The 15,776-nt window shown below is 45.2% G+C and carries 13 protein-coding genes; 8 read left to right on the plus strand and 5 right to left on the minus strand.

From position 1 onward, the window contains the following. Positions 1–515 precede the first annotated feature (515 nt). A complete protein-coding gene (locus AABA75_RS20110; RefSeq protein WP_338294521.1) occupies positions 516–1,691 on the minus strand; it encodes an alpha/beta hydrolase family protein in 1,176 nt (391 codons plus the stop codon). A gap of 100 nt (positions 1,692–1,791) precedes the next feature. Here AABA75_RS20110 and AABA75_RS20115 point away from each other — a divergent pair, with 100 nt between their 5' ends. From AABA75_RS20115 to AABA75_RS20135, 5 genes are all read left to right on the plus strand, one after another. Beyond that, entirely contained in the window at positions 1,792–2,145 is a 354-nt protein-coding gene (locus tag AABA75_RS20115) for a helix-turn-helix domain-containing protein (RefSeq protein WP_338294522.1), read from the plus strand. Positions 2,146–2,327: 182 nt separating this feature from the next. After that, positions 2,328–2,504: a DUF1328 domain-containing protein gene (locus AABA75_RS20120; RefSeq protein ID WP_338294523.1), complete on the plus strand. Its 177-nt coding sequence runs from the start codon at positions 2,328–2,330 to the stop codon at positions 2,502–2,504. A 28-nt stretch (positions 2,505–2,532) separates the two neighbouring features. Continuing rightward, entirely contained in the window at positions 2,533–2,676 is a 144-nt protein-coding gene (locus tag AABA75_RS20125) for an entericidin A/B family lipoprotein (protein WP_338294524.1), read from the plus strand. 35 nt (positions 2,677–2,711) lie between these two features. Then, entirely contained in the window at positions 2,712–3,494 is a 783-nt protein-coding gene (locus AABA75_RS20130) for a gamma-glutamyl-gamma-aminobutyrate hydrolase family protein (protein ID WP_338294525.1), read from the plus strand. After that, positions 3,481–4,149, plus strand: coding sequence for a TVP38/TMEM64 family protein (locus AABA75_RS20135; RefSeq protein ID WP_338294526.1), 669 nt, complete (start codon positions 3,481–3,483; stop codon positions 4,147–4,149). Before AABA75_RS20130 ends, AABA75_RS20135 begins: the two co-directional genes overlap by 14 nt. 64 nt (positions 4,150–4,213) lie before the next feature. Here AABA75_RS20135 and AABA75_RS20140 read toward each other — a convergent pair whose 3' ends face one another. Then, a complete protein-coding gene (locus AABA75_RS20140) occupies positions 4,214–6,208 on the minus strand; it encodes a M3 family metallopeptidase (protein ID WP_338294527.1) in 1,995 nt (664 codons plus the stop codon). A 136-nt stretch (positions 6,209–6,344) separates the two neighbouring features. On the opposite strand from AABA75_RS20140, the gene AABA75_RS20145 reads away from it, so the two are divergent. Further along, positions 6,345–7,310 carry a phosphotransferase gene (locus AABA75_RS20145; protein ID WP_338294528.1) on the plus strand — a complete coding sequence of 322 codons (966 nt, stop codon included), beginning with the start codon at positions 6,345–6,347 and terminating at the stop codon, positions 7,308–7,310. Between the two features lie 39 nt (positions 7,311–7,349). On the opposite strand, the gene AABA75_RS20150 is transcribed toward AABA75_RS20145, so the two are convergent. The 3 genes from AABA75_RS20150 to AABA75_RS20160 all read right to left on the minus strand — a co-directional run bounded on the left by AABA75_RS20150 (position 7,350) and on the right by AABA75_RS20160 (position 14,370). After that, a complete protein-coding gene (locus tag AABA75_RS20150; protein WP_338294529.1) occupies positions 7,350–12,893 on the minus strand; it encodes an FG-GAP-like repeat-containing protein in 5,544 nt (1,847 codons plus the stop codon). A 178-nt stretch (positions 12,894–13,071) separates the two neighbouring features. Beyond that, positions 13,072–13,323, minus strand: a complete 252-nt coding sequence (locus AABA75_RS20155; RefSeq protein ID WP_338294530.1) for a hypothetical protein — start codon at positions 13,321–13,323, stop codon at positions 13,072–13,074. Between the two features lie 114 nt (positions 13,324–13,437). Continuing rightward, a complete protein-coding gene (locus tag AABA75_RS20160; protein WP_338294531.1) occupies positions 13,438–14,370 on the minus strand; it encodes a M14 family metallopeptidase in 933 nt (310 codons plus the stop codon). A 114-nt stretch (positions 14,371–14,484) separates the two neighbouring features. On the opposite strand from AABA75_RS20160, the gene AABA75_RS20165 reads away from it, so the two are divergent. Together AABA75_RS20165 and AABA75_RS20170 are read left to right on the plus strand one after the other, a co-directional pair. After that, complete coding sequence (locus AABA75_RS20165; protein WP_338294532.1) at positions 14,485–15,240, plus strand: substrate-binding periplasmic protein; 756 nt, start codon at positions 14,485–14,487, stop codon at positions 15,238–15,240. 60 nt (positions 15,241–15,300) lie between these two features. Next, positions 15,301–15,765 carry a hotdog fold domain-containing protein gene (locus tag AABA75_RS20170; protein WP_338294533.1) on the plus strand — a complete coding sequence of 155 codons (465 nt, stop codon included), beginning with the start codon at positions 15,301–15,303 and terminating at the stop codon, positions 15,763–15,765. The last annotated feature ends 11 nt before the right edge of the window (positions 15,766–15,776 follow it).

Consider the following 15,776-nt stretch of genomic DNA (forward strand, 5'->3'; position numbering starts at 1 on the left):
ACAGCAACATCAAAACACATCAGACTGTTTCTGATACAATCGGGCCACACCCAATCGAAATCAACGTCCCTGTGTCATGAAAACCTCTTTATGATAGTTTATAAGCACAAAATGTGTAATGTGAATTACACATATATTCTTCTGTTGTTTTATCAGACCACAAGTTCTGACGTGAGCAGGCTTTTCTGATTTCAGGTTCAGATAACATCAAACATGCCAATATAGAAACACCGAAAAGACTAGCTAATGAGATAAATAAGGTAGGTTGTGATAACACATGGCCAGTCTTCATCGCGTTTTAGTCCCAACACAACAACTATTAGGCCAATAACCAAGAAAAAAATGCCTCGCTAAACACTCAAGGCATAGAAACTAATCAATGAGGGATGTCAATATTTAGCGCTATGGAGCCAAGGCGAGTTCCATCAAAAAAGTGACTGACATCCGCCACATAATTGCATTAAGAAAAGGTCTGATTAGATATTTAATAATGACTCAAGATTGAAACAAGCCTGTTATTTGTCATTCAGCAATTTCTGATACTCCAACAACTGCCTGTCACCATTGCCACCCTGCATAGAGATACCCGTTTTTAATTGCGCCAATGCCTCTTTATCCTTTTTGAGATAGGCATTCAGAAAAAGTAATTCCCAGTTATTTCGATCCTGCCAGCTGCCTTCTTGAAACGCATGGGTTTGATCTATTAACTCAACGACGTAGGTAGGACCTTTGAGTTGTTTGATCGCAGGCAAAATAAAGTCCGCCGGGGTAACGTCATCTTTACCACCAAATAGTGTGATGATGGGTATATCTATTCCAGCCAGCCCGATATTCTTGTCACCGAATGCATAGACATTTTGACCAGAATAACTGCCTCCGGTCCAAGGTGCCGTCGCAACAGCCGCGGAGATCAATGGGTGATGCACTGTGTTTGCTTCTCCACTTACCTTTCCGCCCGCTGTGGCGAGTGCGGTAAAACCACCAAAGCTAAAACCACTGATTGCAATGTTTTCTCTATCGATAAAAGGACCAAATTCATTGCTGTCTAGTAGAGAATCAATTACGGCTTTAGTGATTAGCGGTCGTAAAAACTGGGTATGGTCAGCGCCACTTAGCGTTCTATGAGTGCGATTTTCTCCGTAGGTGATCACCGCAACAATATAGCCATGACGAGCTATGCCATTAGCGTGCTCAATATCATAAATGCCATGAGCATTTGAACCATGTGAGAGAATAACTAAAGGGTATTTGTCCTGTGTTGTTGCCAGCCGAGGTTTTTCACCTGGTAACAGCATGTGTGCGAATGAACCATAGTTAGCATTGTGATAGGGAAAGTCATATGGATTGGGATCAGCAATTTGCTGCGTCGGGTAAGTCACATAAGAAACGACATCAAGGGTTTCGTCACGCACCGGGCCATAAAGGTCCTCGTCGGGGATCTTAACATCAACAATCCATGCACTTTCTGGATACTTCATTAAATCAGCCACATACTTTGTGCTGCCGAAAAATGAACTATTACCTATAAGGTGTGTGTGCATGTCTTCATCGCTCATATCCTTATGTTTATCAGCTATTTGCATGTTAGTGGATGCAACCGCATAGGGACCATGAGGCAACGGTGTAAGTTCCTTGGCGTATACGCTAAGACATGTTGTAGATAACCATACCAATAATAATAATCGAGCCATAGACGGTTTAACTTTGGTTATGAATCATTTCAGTCGCTTTATATTAAATGATGATTTGATAAACAGTAAAACTAAAATGTAACCGCTTACAACTGTGAAGATGAAACTGGAAGGCTACGCCATGAAGCTCTACCGGAATATTCGACACAAGAACGAGCAGGCCAAGCGCTGGCTGAGAGAACAGTTGGCTCTGGTGGCATATTCGGATCAAAATCTCACCAGCGGAATGCAAATTAGTCCGGCCACCTTAAAACGCAAACTGAAACAACACGGCACCAGCTTTCAGAAATTGCAGGATTTGAGTAAAGCGCAAACCGCATTGTTCGACTTAAAAGTGAAAAACCTTACTAATGAACAGGCTGCGCAATCATCGCAATTCAAAAACTTACCCAACTTCCGACGCACCATAAAACGCTGGACGGGTATGACGCCCAGTGAATTGAAATCAGGGTAAATCGCTTGCCTGTTGGAGATCGTCGTATCCTTGTAAAACTTTCAGGTTACTAGATAAAATTTACCGCCCCTCCCCTTACAAGATTCCCAACAAAAAAAATTTACACTTAATATCAATAACTTATGCATTGGCATTGTTCTGGCTTTGATTTCCTTGAAGCAATCATTCCCGTAGGAGTACAAATGTTACGCTGGGCACTCATCTTTTTTGTGGTAGCTATAATCGCTGCCTTGTTCGGTTTTACAGGTATTGCAGGAGCAGCGACCAGTATTGCCAAATTTCTATTCTTCGTTTTTGTAGTCTTGCTGGTGATTTCTCTCTTTTCCGGTGTGGCGAAACGAGATTCACACAAAGCGTAAATTCAAGACATTAACCAAAGGAGTTTTGATGATGAAACAAAACATAAATTTAAAGTCGCTTCTACTTTTATTATTTGTCATAGGCTCAATGAGTGGCTGCGCCACGGTTAAGGGTATTGGCGAAGACGTCGAAGCCGCGGGTGAAGCTGTGCAAGAGGCTGCAGAGAGCTAATACCTCGGTTTAACCCTGCAATAAGGAGAACTATCATGGAAACTGCACATTTTGAAGCCACAAAGTCAGACAGACCAGTTATCGCGGTTACCGGCCCAGACAAGGGAGGCAATATCGCTTGGTTATGTACTGCCTTGGGAGTGCACCTTGCCGGAGGCAAGGCCATAAGGGTGAGGCCAGGTTCTCAGCCCGATAACACCAGCTTCCAAGGCCTGATTATAGGGGGTGGCTCCGATATACATCCTTCGAACCGAAAGGCCGTGCCGCTACCCGATGCAAAGCGCAGTCTTTGGACACGAATAAAGGAAGCCATTCTGTTTCCCATGGAGGCACTAACGACATGGACCAAAGGTAAGCACGATAAAGCTCGAGATGACATGGAGACACGTCTTATCAAATACGCCCTGAAGCACAAAAAGCCGATTCTGGGTATTTGCCGGGGTCATCAGTTACTTAATGCCGTGCTTGGCGGAACCATTTTTACCAACACTTTACCTTTAATCGGTGACAGGCCCCGTATCCGCAGTCCTTTTCCCCGTAAAAAGGTGATATACGCAAAGGAAGGAACGCTGCTGGAAGACATCATTGGCGACGAACCAATTAAAGTAAACGCTATTCACTCTCAAGCGGTAGCACGAACAGGTAAAAACCTGGAGATCGCAGCAAAAGAAAAATCAGACATCATCCAGGCTGTTGAGGCCTCCGATAATAAACAAGTCTTAGGTGTGCAATGGCATCCCGAATATTTGTTTTATATGCCGGAGCAGCGCAACCTATTTAAATGGTTAACCGGAGCAGCAAAACATGCAAATGAGTAATAAAGCCAAAATCGGTTTACTATTCACTGTTGTGCCACTGATTCTCAGTATCTACTATCTTACGCCATTCAAAGAGCTATTAACTGTCGAAAAGGTGGTGACATTAACAGAAAATATCCCTACGACCTGGCTTACCGCCGTACTATTCTTGGTGATGTTCTTCTTTGGTGGAGCTATGTTGCTGCCCATTCCATTAATGGCATTGGCTGTGAGCCTGGTGTTCCCGGTGTGGACCAGTGTCATGATTGTGATCCCCGGATTTATTTTGGCTGCCACCGGTGGCTATTTGCTCGGCGTGATCCTAGATAGAAAAGTATTTGGTACGAGCATTACCAGACACATAGAAAAATTACACCAGCAAATTAAAGCCAATGAAACGTACGCGGTATTTGGTTTGCGAATCGCCCCGACTCCACCCTTCACGGTGACAAGTATCGTTTGTGGTATTTTACGGGTAAGAATCAAAGCCTACTTGCTTGGCTCTTGTCTTGGCATCATGCCTTTGGGACTCAGTGCGGTTTTTTTCGGTAGAGGCGCATTGGAAATGTTAAAACAACCTTCGGGTATTGCAGCAACTTCGTTGCTGGCAGCAGTGGTCTTTGCAATGCTATTTGTTATGGTTAAGCGCAGCAAAGCCAATAATGAGCAGGTATAAATTCCAGACCGAAAGAAGTAATCAAACCAGCGGACGGAGCTGTCCGCTGGTTAATTGGTAATAATTACAGCGATTGTAATTTCTTAATGTAAGCTTCCGGGTTAAATTCACGGCCCAGGAAATCAGCCACAAAGTCGGCTGCAGGTTTGCTGCCTGCGGCACCTAACACCATATTGCGATAGTCCGCAGCCACCTTCTTATTGCGCATGCCTTCTTTTTCGAAACGCGAGAACAAGTCGGTGGCAATCGCCAATGACCACTGATAAGTGTAGTAATTAGAGCTATAACCGTTTAAGTGACCAAAGTTGGCATAAAAATGCGTACCTTCAACATAAGGGTATGCCGCAAATTTATCCTGCATATCCAGCATCAGCGGATCTAACTCAAAGGAGTCTGGTTCGCGGTTGTAATAGTTCAACGACAGGTTAGCGTAGAATATTTGCGTTGCCGTACCAGTTGCCAAACCAAAGTCACGGGCGCGATTCATTTTTGCCACCAGTTCTTTGGGGATGGTTTCGCCTTTTTCATTGCTGGCAAAGGTTTTCAAGGTATCGTAATCCCAAATCCACTCTTCCAGCATTTGCGATGGGGCTTCAACAAAATCGCGTTCCATACTCATACCCGTAATGGCATACCACTTCTGAGTACCGGAGAACATGTTGTGGATCAGGTGACCAAACTCGTGCAAGAAAGTCTCTACCTGGCCGTGTTCCATCAAACCACGCGGAAAGTTTTGCGCAAGGCCAGACAGCGGGATTTGCTTGCCTTTGATGCCTGGCCGCAATGTCCAGTGTGCAGCATGCTTATATTTATCAGCACGGGGATGATTATCCATGTAAAAACGGCCTAACAGCTTGCCATTTTCCATGATCTGATAGGTTTCCACGTCTTCGTGCCAGGTAGCAGTTTCCCAAGGTTGAATGTCCACTCCAAATAGATCTTCCGTTAACTGGAAGATACCGGCGCGGACTTTTTCATAGTGGAAGTACTCGCGCACCTCTTTGGAGTCCAGAGCATAATCCTCCTGGCGGATCAGATTTTGTAAGAAACTGGACTGCCACACCTGCACTTCTTTGGCATCAGGATTAATTTCCTGTAATCGCTCAAGCAATACATCCAATTCTTTTTCCACCGGACCTTTCAGTGCTTCGCCAACACGGGTTAAAAAGGCTTGTGCATTCTCCGGCGAGGCGATCATCTTATCGTCCATGGATTGCTCAGCATGGTTCTTAAAGCCCAGGATGTTGGCCAGCTCGTGGCGCTTTTCAATTAGCTTTTTCAGCACCGCTTCATTTTGTGGGTAACCACGCGAACGTGCTGCAATGCGTAATTTGTGGCGTAAGTCATCACTGGTGGAATAAGTCATCACCGGACTGAGATCAGGATAATCGGTGGAAATCTTGATAATACCATTCTCATCTGCCGGACGAGCATCAATGTAATCTTGTGGCAGGCCGTCTAGTTGCTCGATGGTGGCATCCACATAACGTACATCACTGCGGATATTCTTGTTGAATTCATTGCCGATTTCCGTGATTTCTTGCTGCAAAGCACGGATTTTATTGCGAGTTGCTTCGTCTTTGTCCACACCTGCGCGTCTGAAATCTGATAGTGCCGATTCCACCATAAAACGTTCGGTTTTGTTCAGCTTGCTCAGGTCAATCGCTGCAATGCGATCATAATAGCCTTTGGACAATCCTGTTTGGGTAAAAAAGTCAGATTGTTTTTCACTACAGGCCGTCGCAGCATCGCGAATCGACTCTTCCGGGTGAACGGCGCGGATGTGCCACACATGTCTGATAGGCAACATATCTTCTATGATGGCGTCAAAGGCACCCACCACATTGTCTAATGTGGCCGGGCCCGAGCTATTCTCCAGCGCTTCAAAACTCATTTTCGCTTTGCTTAGCAAGCCATCACAAAGTTTAGTAATTTGCGCCGCAGACATATCCGGGTCAATGCCATCTGTGAGCATTTTGTGTTTGCCATGGTCGTCAGCGTGGGCTGCAAAGCCCAACAGTGAACCGGCCACTGCCAGTGATAAGAGTGCAGATTTCATCTGGGTGTTCCTTATTATCATTTTAAGCGGAAAATTTAAGCACAACTGCGTCAGGGTGTCTAACAACAAGCGCGCTATGTAACATTCTGCGACAAAAAGGTTAAAATTACATAATACTCATTCAGCACGTGTTCAAATGTCAGCACCCACCTCAAATCATCTGCAACGCTCAGACATCATGTTTAATACTTGTCGTTATGTCTATTCTGAAAGTCTGCAAGTCCTATGGAGTGGCTATGGAGAAATTGCCCGTTATACCTCTGAAAGTAAGGACTCCATCATTGTGAAGCACGTAACGCCGCCCGAAACCATACAACATCCACGTGGTTGGAATACACCACTGAGCCACAAAAGAAAACTGCGCTCTTACCAGGTAGAAGCCTTGTTTTATCAGCATTATTCGCAACAATGCGATGATGATTGCAGAGTGCCGGGTTATTTACAGGAATACTCGCCTACCGATGAAAATCGAATCTTATTGGAGGATCTGGACGCTGCGGGTTACAGCGTGCGACACACCAACGGCGATTATTATCGGGTGGCTTTGTGTTTGACCTGGCTTGCCAATTTTCACGCTCAGTTTTTAGCAACTCAGACACCAGAATTATGGCCGCAAAGTGGTTATTGGCATCTCCACACCCGTCCCGATGAACTGCAAAACATGGCAGACTCGCCACTAAAACAAGCTGCTGCCGATATAGATGAGAAGCTACACAGTTGCAGCTATCAAACCTTGAACCACGGTGATGCCAAATTGGCTAACTTTTGCTTTCATAAGGAAGAAAAAATAGTGGCCGCGCTGGATTTTCAATATGCAGGCCGCGGACCGGGGATTAAAGATGTTGTCCTGTTGTTGGCCAGTAGTTTCGATAACTCTGCATTGGAAGAGCACGCAAATGAGCTGGTGCAAGAATACTTCAGGCAATTAAGAATGAAACTGAATGCAAAAATTCCAGCCGTAGATATCGCAGCCCTGTGTCGTCAATGGGCTGATTTAGTGCCTTTCGCTTGGGCTGACTACCAACGCTTTCTGGAAGGATGGAAACCGGGGCACAGTCGTATTACACCTTATATGCAACGACACACCGATTCTGTATTGTAATCAGAGCACCGCTGCATTACAGCGGTGCTTTAACCATTATTACCAATGATCCAGCAAAGTCCTGTAAGACGCCTGTCCCTTTTGTAGTGCTTCATCCCGTTGCTGTAGGAACTCAGTCCAATCAGATGTGATTGCAGTTTTACTTGCTGCAGATTGCGGTTTCAAAGCACTGCTCTCAAATCGACAATTGTGGTAAATCACATCGGCGCCCGTGGTTAAATGAAGTTGCTCAAGATCCCAACAATACAGGCCATAGTTATAACTGAGTATTACCCTTTGCAGTGCAGGCAGACTATATAGAGGTGTAATATCCTGAATATTATTGAAATACAGATACAAGCGCTCCAGCGTACTGAGAGCTTCGATGCCTGTGAGGTCAGTAATATCGTTATCTGAAAGATCCAGTGCTATGATGGGCAAATGGCTGATTAATGCGCTCACATCAGCTACCGAGCTCAGTCCGCTATCGTTGAGCCAAAGTGTCTCTAACGCGGTTTGTTGCGCAAGAAATGACAGGTCATCCGTGGTTAATGCGATACCACCAGCGCCAATCAGCTTCCAATTGTCTCTGGTGCCAAATACCGCAAAATTATCGATACTGGTGCCCGAAAGATCCAATCCGGTTAATGCTGGTAACGCCAGAATCGGGGCAAAATCAGTCACTGTCGACACATCAACTAAGAGCAACGTTTCCAGTTGGGTCAAGGGACTCAGAACCTCACCATCACTGAAGCTGGTACCCGACAGATTAAGGTATTGTATGCTGGTCAGGTTACCCAGTGGCTGAAAGTCTTCAATTGCCGTAAACCTGAGGTGCAGTGTAGTGAGTGACTGCAATCCCTCGAGGGTTTGCAGATCAATAAAGCTGGTATTACTCAAGCTTAACCACTGCAAACTACTTAAATCGGCGATAGCAGCAAAGTCATCGACTCTTGAATATTGCAGCGACAACCTTTGCAATTGTGTCATCTCACTGAGGAAGCTCAAATCACCAATTTCGCTATCGAGTATCAGCAACTCGGTGAGATGACTTAGTTGTGCTAAAACACTGAAATCATCGGCAGTTGCTTGCAACAATACCAACCTTTGCAGGTTAATTAGCTGTTCTATACCGGCTAGCGTCGAGATATTGCTATAGTCAAAGCAGTCTAACTCGGTAACAGATTCAACAGTAGCAAACGCTTGTCCGGCGACCTCCTGGATGCAGAAGGCAAGACTGTCATCGCCAAAGAGTTCAAAATCTACAAAGTTATCAGCCGTGTTAGGGTCATAACCGGCTTCGACTTCATCACCATCCGAGACGCCATCACCATCTGAATCCGGATTCTCCGGATCTGTACCATATTGCGTTTCTTCATTCAGGGTAAGTCCATCATCATCAAAATCAGTATTGCCCCAGGCCTCGTATTGGGATAGATCCGCTTTTTCTAACATACTGATGCGGGGCAACACGAAATAGCCCTTTTCATCATCATCAATCTCTCCATTGCTATTAGCATCGTATTGATAGATAGAACGCTCCAGCACCAGTGTTTTACCATTGCTGTCGACCCCTAAAATATCCCAGGTGCGATAACCCCGGTTTTCTGGTCGATACATAACTACTTGTCGCGCCTCTGACGCTACAGAGTAGGTCCAGTCATAACCAAAATGTATAGACGGCGTGTGCTCGTTATTGTAATCATCGATATATATGCCACGTTTAAGGTTTTCAGCATCTACAAATTGATATCCAAACAATGAGCTTGCACTGTATACACCTGCGTCCCAATTATCTTTTCGCCAACCATTAACCGTGGATGTGTAAATTTCCGGTATTTCAGTGAGCAGATTATCTGTGAAGCTCGCAGCGTTAGCACTTGCTCTGACCATGTTACCGACAATGAATTGTGAAACGCCATCAGCCTCAACTTCGGCTAATGTGTAGTACTCATTTTCATTTTGCATAATAAGACGGTAAGTAAGAGTGACGTCCTCATTACTAAGTTGCAACGCGCCATCGCTGCTGATTGCCCAGTCATAACTCAAACCTGCAATCTGGCTCTGCGCAGTAGCGTCGGTAAAATCAAACAAATCCCAATACAGCGCTGCTGTGGCACTGTCGCTATTACTAAAGTAACTCTCCAGTGTATAGCTGTGTGCCAATGCCCATTGACTTTGCATCATCGTCTCATCGAACGGCTGAAACTCTATGCCCTGGATATCCTGCAACAGGCCACCTGAGGTGGAGCTATGCTCAAACACGTAGTATTTTGAGTCACCCTGCCAGCCCTGACCGTACTGATTAACAGCATCAATAATATTCTGTGGTATTTCGATGCCCTCGTATCTGACAATCATCCGCTCAGTGACGTTATCAGCATCCGCTTCTTCTTGCTTGCCCAGGAAGTGTGCATAAGTCCCCTGAGAGTGGTAGATATAAATAGAGTAACCTATTGCATTATCGAAATACGCCTCACGCAATTGCTCTGCTAACTCAGTGCCCCATTGCTCTTCCAGAGCATCAAACGGGTAATAGTATTCGTTATAGTACCCAGCAGTACTGAAGCTATCAAAACCAGATACAGCAATATAACCACTGTCATCGACAGACCAGGTTAACTCGAGTGCCTCGGAACTCCCCTGTTGAGCAGTGCGATGATAAGTTACCGCGCCATCCTCCTGAAATTCGTAAACTTCACCTAATAGAGGCACGTAACCCGACTGAATATCTTCTTCCAACGCGGTGAACAGCAAGGTTTGATTGAGGACATCGGCCTCTTCGAAGTTACCTGTATCTGGGGTATTTGGGTCGGTACCGCGCAACAACTCTTCACTGTCGGTCAGCCCATCATTATCCGAATCGGCCACCAGCGGATTAGTACCATGGGTGATCACCTCATCGTAATCACTTAAACCATCACTGTCAGAGTCAGCCTCAGTGAAGCTTGTTCCTGCCTCAGATTCTTGCGCATTAGTCAGGCCGTCGTCATCGAGATCCAAGTTGCCCCAAAGGTCACCGTAGGCCGAAAGGTCTACCGATTTGTGGTAATTAATACGGGGCTGCACAAAGTATTTGCGTTCATCTTCATCCAGCTCACCATTGTAGTTGCTATCATCTGAATACCAGGAGTATTCCAGGTAAGACATTCGATTCTGGTTATCAACACCTAAAATTCGCCACACCCTTTGTCGAATAATATTGCGGTGGTAATACTCCATAGTCACCGTGCCGGCATTTTCATCTATCTGGTATTGCCATTCAGCGCCAAAGTTAAGTATCTCCTCCCGATATTCAGTGTCACCCTCGATGTAGGTATCACCCTCTTCGATGTAAATACCGCGCTGCAACGTACCGTCAGATAAAAACTGATAACCAAATAAATAGGGTGCACGTGGTACATTGTCAGAAAAGTAACGTTCGCTATTCCAGCCAAACGCATGGGACGCTTTTATTTCCGGAAGTGCTGTGAGTAGCGCGGCTTCGATATCCAGATCTTGAGCGTGATAGGTTTGCAGGGTACTGGTAAACCAAAACTCTTCGTCTTCGTTATTAACAAAACGCACCGCTACCAGACTTTCATTGTCTCTGGTTTTTAAAATCCAATAGGAATGGGTTCCCTGATCGTTGGTCAGGGTTAGCTCACTTGAATCAATACCCCAGGTGAAGGTCATTGCCGACACTTCACTGTTAACAACGTCATCATTAAAGGTGATCAGGTCATGACGAAAGCCCGGTCCAACATAGGTGTTTAGCAAGGTTCCCGTCTCTTCCAACGAGTAGTACAGTGGCAAAGCCCAGGTAACAGATTGGTTTAGATTGCTCCATTGTTCGCGGTGATGCTCCTGCAAGTGACGCATTACATGGGATTCTTGGGTATTGCTGCTCAGCACAAACGCCTCTTCGCCAAATTGCTCCTTAACACTGTCGGGGACCAATAAAGTCTGCAGCGTGTAGGTCGTTTTTAATAAGCCATAGCCTCCCTCAGTACTGCCAATAGCCTGATAATGCTGCTGTGCCACTTGGGTCTCGATGTAAGTTGAGAAGTAGTAATCGATATAGCCTTGATCATAAGCAATAAGCAGGTTATCTGCCGCCTCATCACCCCAAGTTTCCCGGACCTCGTTGTAAGGATGCCAGCTGGTAAAGTATTGTTGCTCGGCTTCAAATCCGGTAACCGTAATGTCTCCCTCTGTATCAGCGGACCAGCTTAAGGATTGAGGCTCTGGAGTTCCATGAGCAGCGCTAACATAAGACAGCAGACTGCCATCCTCTGCAAAATCTAAAACCGTCAGGTAATTGGGGAAAAAGCCTTCGCTAACCATTGATTCCGGCCAATCCAAAATAATGGTGTCTTCGACAACAAACTCAGCGAGCGTGGCGTTGATAACAGTGTTTGGATTGCTCCCTTGCTGCACTTCTTCACCGTCATTTACGCCATCATTATCAGTATCAGCAAGAGTTGGATTGGTTTCATAAGTGTTTACTTCTTCGTAGTCAGACAAGCCATCGCCATCGGTGTCTGCAGCCGTTGGGTCGCTACCATGCACTTGTTCTTCATAGTCATTTAATCCATCGTTATCACTATCGCGATTAACCGGACTACCCTCAACCATCGCCATAATTACCGACATGGGAGAAGCTATTGGAATATCAATTTCAAGCCCGGCTTCGATGCGTTCGATGCGGTTATCTGAGCTGCGGCGGATATATACGTGATTATCGCTGACCCGACGCACGGCAGGGTCGGCCTTGCCATCACCATCGTAGTCGGCCACCATAGGAATATCATCTGCTTGCAGACCAAATCGGATACGGATGATTTCACCGCTAAGAGAACTCTTGATGTACCACATAGAATTGGATGGCCGACGAACAGCAATATCATCTATTCCATCCCCGTCGTAATCCGCCGGAACTGGTATATCCGTGCTTTGCAAACCAAATTTAATACGCTGGATACCATCGTTACGAGGTGCGTTATAATTCACTCTGTCACCCTGAGAATTCAGGATATACCAAGTTGAGTTGGAGGGTCTGCGTACCGCAATATCGGTGATTCCGTCGCCGTTATAGTCTGCCGGTACAGGAATATCCGCCGAATTCTTACCAAATTGTACGCGCTGAATAGCGTCATTGCTGTTGTTTGCGCCACCCGAAGAATTGAGGATATACCACATATAATTTGAAGGTCTGCGCACAGCAACATCCGTAATACCATCTCCATCATAATCTCCCGTTACCGGGATATCAGTGCTTTGCAAACCAAATTTAATACGTTGAATGCCAGCAGCACTGCTGTCAGTAGAATTCTGGATGTACCACATGGCATTGGAGGGCCTGCGAACCGCCACATCAAAGATCCCGTCACCATCAAAATCACCGGCTACGGGGATATCGGTTCCTCTCAAGCCAAGTATCTCTTGATTATTGGTACGGTAATTTATGAAACTAAAATCTGAAGGACGCCGCAGAACAACATCCGCTTTTTCGTCACCATTGTAGTCAAAATTTACCTGGGCGAATATTGGGAATGTGGAGGTGCAGAACAGAACAACTAATAAAATTGCTCGATGTGCCATTCCCTGTGCGGAATAAAACATGATGTTTCCTTTATCAAAATAGTAAAGGAAGTGTAAATTTTTAGCGTAAAATAGTCCACAAGCGCTGATGATTAGTTACTCATAAAGAGTAGTAAATCGGCTTTTGGGAAAGTCAATTCCAGAGGCAATATCAAAAAGAGCACCAGTCACAGAACGTGGCGCTCAACTTTACCAATATTTAGCCTTCTTTACCTTGTGCGATAAAGTCCTTCACCGCTTGTAGAGAGGGAAATGCTGCATAACCAGACGCATCTAACTCTTCGTTGATACAGTCTAGAATGGCCTTGTCGGTCACTTCTTCACCTTCGTAGTACTCTACACAATAATCCAGTGTGTCTTGCAGATAATCCACATCCGGCATTTCTTGTGCACTGAGTGCAAAACCAGTCAAGGACAAAAATACGGTGAACAGTAAGCCATAAAGTTTCATTGCTATTCTCAAATGGTAGTGCCTCAGACCATCCGAGGCAGCAAAATGATGCGCAGAAATTACCCTTTAATGGCAGCAATAGAAAACGAAACTTTTTTATGCTGACGACAAAAATTAACTGTCGGCCAGAACAAAATTCAACGCTCCAGTAATGGCTGCCGCTTGTGCTTCCATGCAGTTTTGAGGATCGGTCTTGGGACTGTCAGGATATACCTCCGTAGTGGTGACATATTGAGCATCTGTCATTCCGGCACAAAGCCCGGCTTTTTTACAGTCGTATTCGATGACGCCATGCTGAACCACTTTATCGCCAATAATATTGCCATTTTGATCTGCTGGCGCGATGTGAGTAATCTTGGCAACACTATCAATTATGGCTTTTTGAAATGCGTCTTCTGAGCGCTTGGTATCCCCCACCAGATAAAATCCATCCGGAATATCCCAATTGTCATGGGTAACGCCATCACGAGCAGCCAGAGCCGGGCGAAATTCAGAATTGTCGGTATCCGTAGTCTCGTGCAAGTCAACATGCACCAAAGGCGCAATGTGATTATCTTTGAGGTAATGCATGATCGCTTGGGTTTCTTCCGATGGCGCACCGAATATAAAAGAGCGATTGGGATCTACTGCTTTGGGATTCCAGCGATTAATGGTTTCGTATCCCCAAGGGCTCAAACAGGGGGCAACCACCAGATTCACCTTACCATCGTAATTTTGGGCAAAATGCTGCAGGAAAAATAACGCGCCTTGTACACCGCTGGTTTCATAGCCGTGCACGCCGCCAGTTATCAGGGCCACCGGAAGATTCGACTGCCAATTTTTACTGCGCAGCACAAATAGCGGATAACGTGACGGGTCATAACTTAAAGCGCCATACTGCTCGACTTGCCAGGCCTCAGAGAGCTGTTCAATTTTGCTCAGCACTTCTTCCTGATAACTGCGCTTTATGGCTTGCATTGTATACCATTGGGTTTTCTCTGTGTCTCCCCATGGAGTACCGGGGACACCAACGGGATAAGCAACTTCGGGACGATCAATTTTGGACATAAAACGGCTCCTTTGTATCTTTTGCGCGACAGTCTATAGTAATTTTAACTCTCTTGCTTAGAACGTTGCTCATCATCATATTGTATGTTTTCCAGTATGGTTTACGCTTAAACAATGACAGACGTTTCCAAAACCATATTGACATTGTTTGCTGTTACAAGCGCACTTTTTGCGAAAAGTACGCCCGCAGAGGACTATTTGATTTATGGTATTCCCAATTATCCCCCCTATTCAGTGTACGAAGAGCAAGGATTTAGTGGCCGAGATGTAGAGCTAATAAATACACTTGCAGAGCAAATGAATATCCCGATTCGATTCTCCCCCTGTGACTGGATACGTTGCTTACAACTGGCCAAATCAGGACGTATTGATGTACTCACTTCTGTTAACCGGGTAAAAGAAAGAGAAGCTTTCCTACACTTTATCGAACCGGCATACAGTATCAGTAACATTGTATTCGTGGTGCGCAAAAACGAGGTCACTCACTATGATTCATTGCTCAAATTTAAAGAGACAGTAATTGGAAGAGAGAAAGGGGCAAGGTTACTGGACCAGGTAGATCATGACTCAGATATTGAAAAATATGAGTCACCAGACATTGTAGTACTGTTTAAAATGCTAGCATCTGAGCGCCTTGATGCTGTCATGGGTGGGGATGTTGCCATGAAAGCAGCGTTGCATAACAGTGGTTATGGTGAGCAGCTTGCTCTAGCTTTGTATCGAGTGCAAGTACCCTCGGCCTATCTTGCCGTTGCCAGACACTCAAAAAGAGCAGAAAAACACTTAAATAACCTGCGGGCCGAAATGACAAGACTGCATATGACAGGACAATTAGCCCGCTTTTCACATTGGCAGGAGCTAAAAAACTAACACTTCACTTAACTGGTCGGACATGTTAATTTCTGGTTAATTTCATTCGAGATAACAAATATGTCTGATAATTATTTGATGCGTTTATATAAGCGCTTACAGAAATTCCCCATGGGAGATCGTATTTTTTCCTTTGTGGCCAGTCGTAAAGCCCCTTATTTCGCTACCATAAAGCCAAAAATCACTAAATTAGAGCCGGGCGAGTGCCATTGCTTCATAAAAAAGCGTCGCTCTGTAGAAAATCATATTCGCACAGTGCACGTTATCGCTATTTGCAATGGCCTTGAAATGGCAATGGGCTTTATGGCGGAAGCTTCTATTCCAAAACACTTGCGCTGGATCCCCAAGGGCATGACGGTAGACTATACTGCTAAAGCAGGATCCGACATTCGCTGTGAGGCAATATTACCAGATAATCACTGGCAAGAAGGGGACCTGCCAGTTCAGGTGACCGCTTATGACGAAAATGATGTGGTGGTAGTGAAAGGTACGATAAATTTGTGGATATCTGCCAAAAAGAAATAACGAGTTCGTTA

The organism is Planctobacterium marinum, assembly GCF_036322805.1.
In the GTDB taxonomy this organism is placed as follows: Bacteria; Pseudomonadota; Gammaproteobacteria; order Enterobacterales; family Alteromonadaceae; genus Planctobacterium; species Planctobacterium marinum_A.

Bases quoted from the DNA above. Each gene is read 5' to 3' on its own strand.
- AABA75_RS20110 (WP_338294521.1), bottom strand. From the start codon at position 1,691: ATGGCTCGATTATTATTATTGGTATGGTTATCTACAACATGTCTTAGC.
- AABA75_RS20115 (WP_338294522.1), top strand. From the start codon at position 1,792: ATGAAACTGGAAGGCTACGCCATGAAGCTCTACCGGAATATTCGACAC.
- AABA75_RS20120 (WP_338294523.1), top strand. From the start codon at position 2,328: ATGTTACGCTGGGCACTCATCTTTTTTGTGGTAGCTATAATCGCTGCC.
- AABA75_RS20125 (WP_338294524.1), top strand. From the start codon at position 2,533: ATGATGAAACAAAACATAAATTTAAAGTCGCTTCTACTTTTATTATTT.
- AABA75_RS20130 (WP_338294525.1), top strand. From the start codon at position 2,712: ATGGAAACTGCACATTTTGAAGCCACAAAGTCAGACAGACCAGTTATC.
- AABA75_RS20135 (WP_338294526.1), top strand. From the start codon at position 3,481: ATGCAAATGAGTAATAAAGCCAAAATCGGTTTACTATTCACTGTTGTG.
- AABA75_RS20140 (WP_338294527.1), bottom strand. From the start codon at position 6,208: ATGAAATCTGCACTCTTATCACTGGCAGTGGCCGGTTCACTGTTGGGC.
- AABA75_RS20145 (WP_338294528.1), top strand. From the start codon at position 6,345: ATGTCAGCACCCACCTCAAATCATCTGCAACGCTCAGACATCATGTTT.
- AABA75_RS20150 (WP_338294529.1), bottom strand. From the start codon at position 12,893: ATGTTTTATTCCGCACAGGGAATGGCACATCGAGCAATTTTATTAGTT.
- AABA75_RS20155 (WP_338294530.1), bottom strand. From the start codon at position 13,323: ATGAAACTTTATGGCTTACTGTTCACCGTATTTTTGTCCTTGACTGGT.
- AABA75_RS20160 (WP_338294531.1), bottom strand. From the start codon at position 14,370: ATGTCCAAAATTGATCGTCCCGAAGTTGCTTATCCCGTTGGTGTCCCC.
- AABA75_RS20165 (WP_338294532.1), top strand. From the start codon at position 14,485: ATGACAGACGTTTCCAAAACCATATTGACATTGTTTGCTGTTACAAGC.
- AABA75_RS20170 (WP_338294533.1), top strand. From the start codon at position 15,301: ATGTCTGATAATTATTTGATGCGTTTATATAAGCGCTTACAGAAATTC.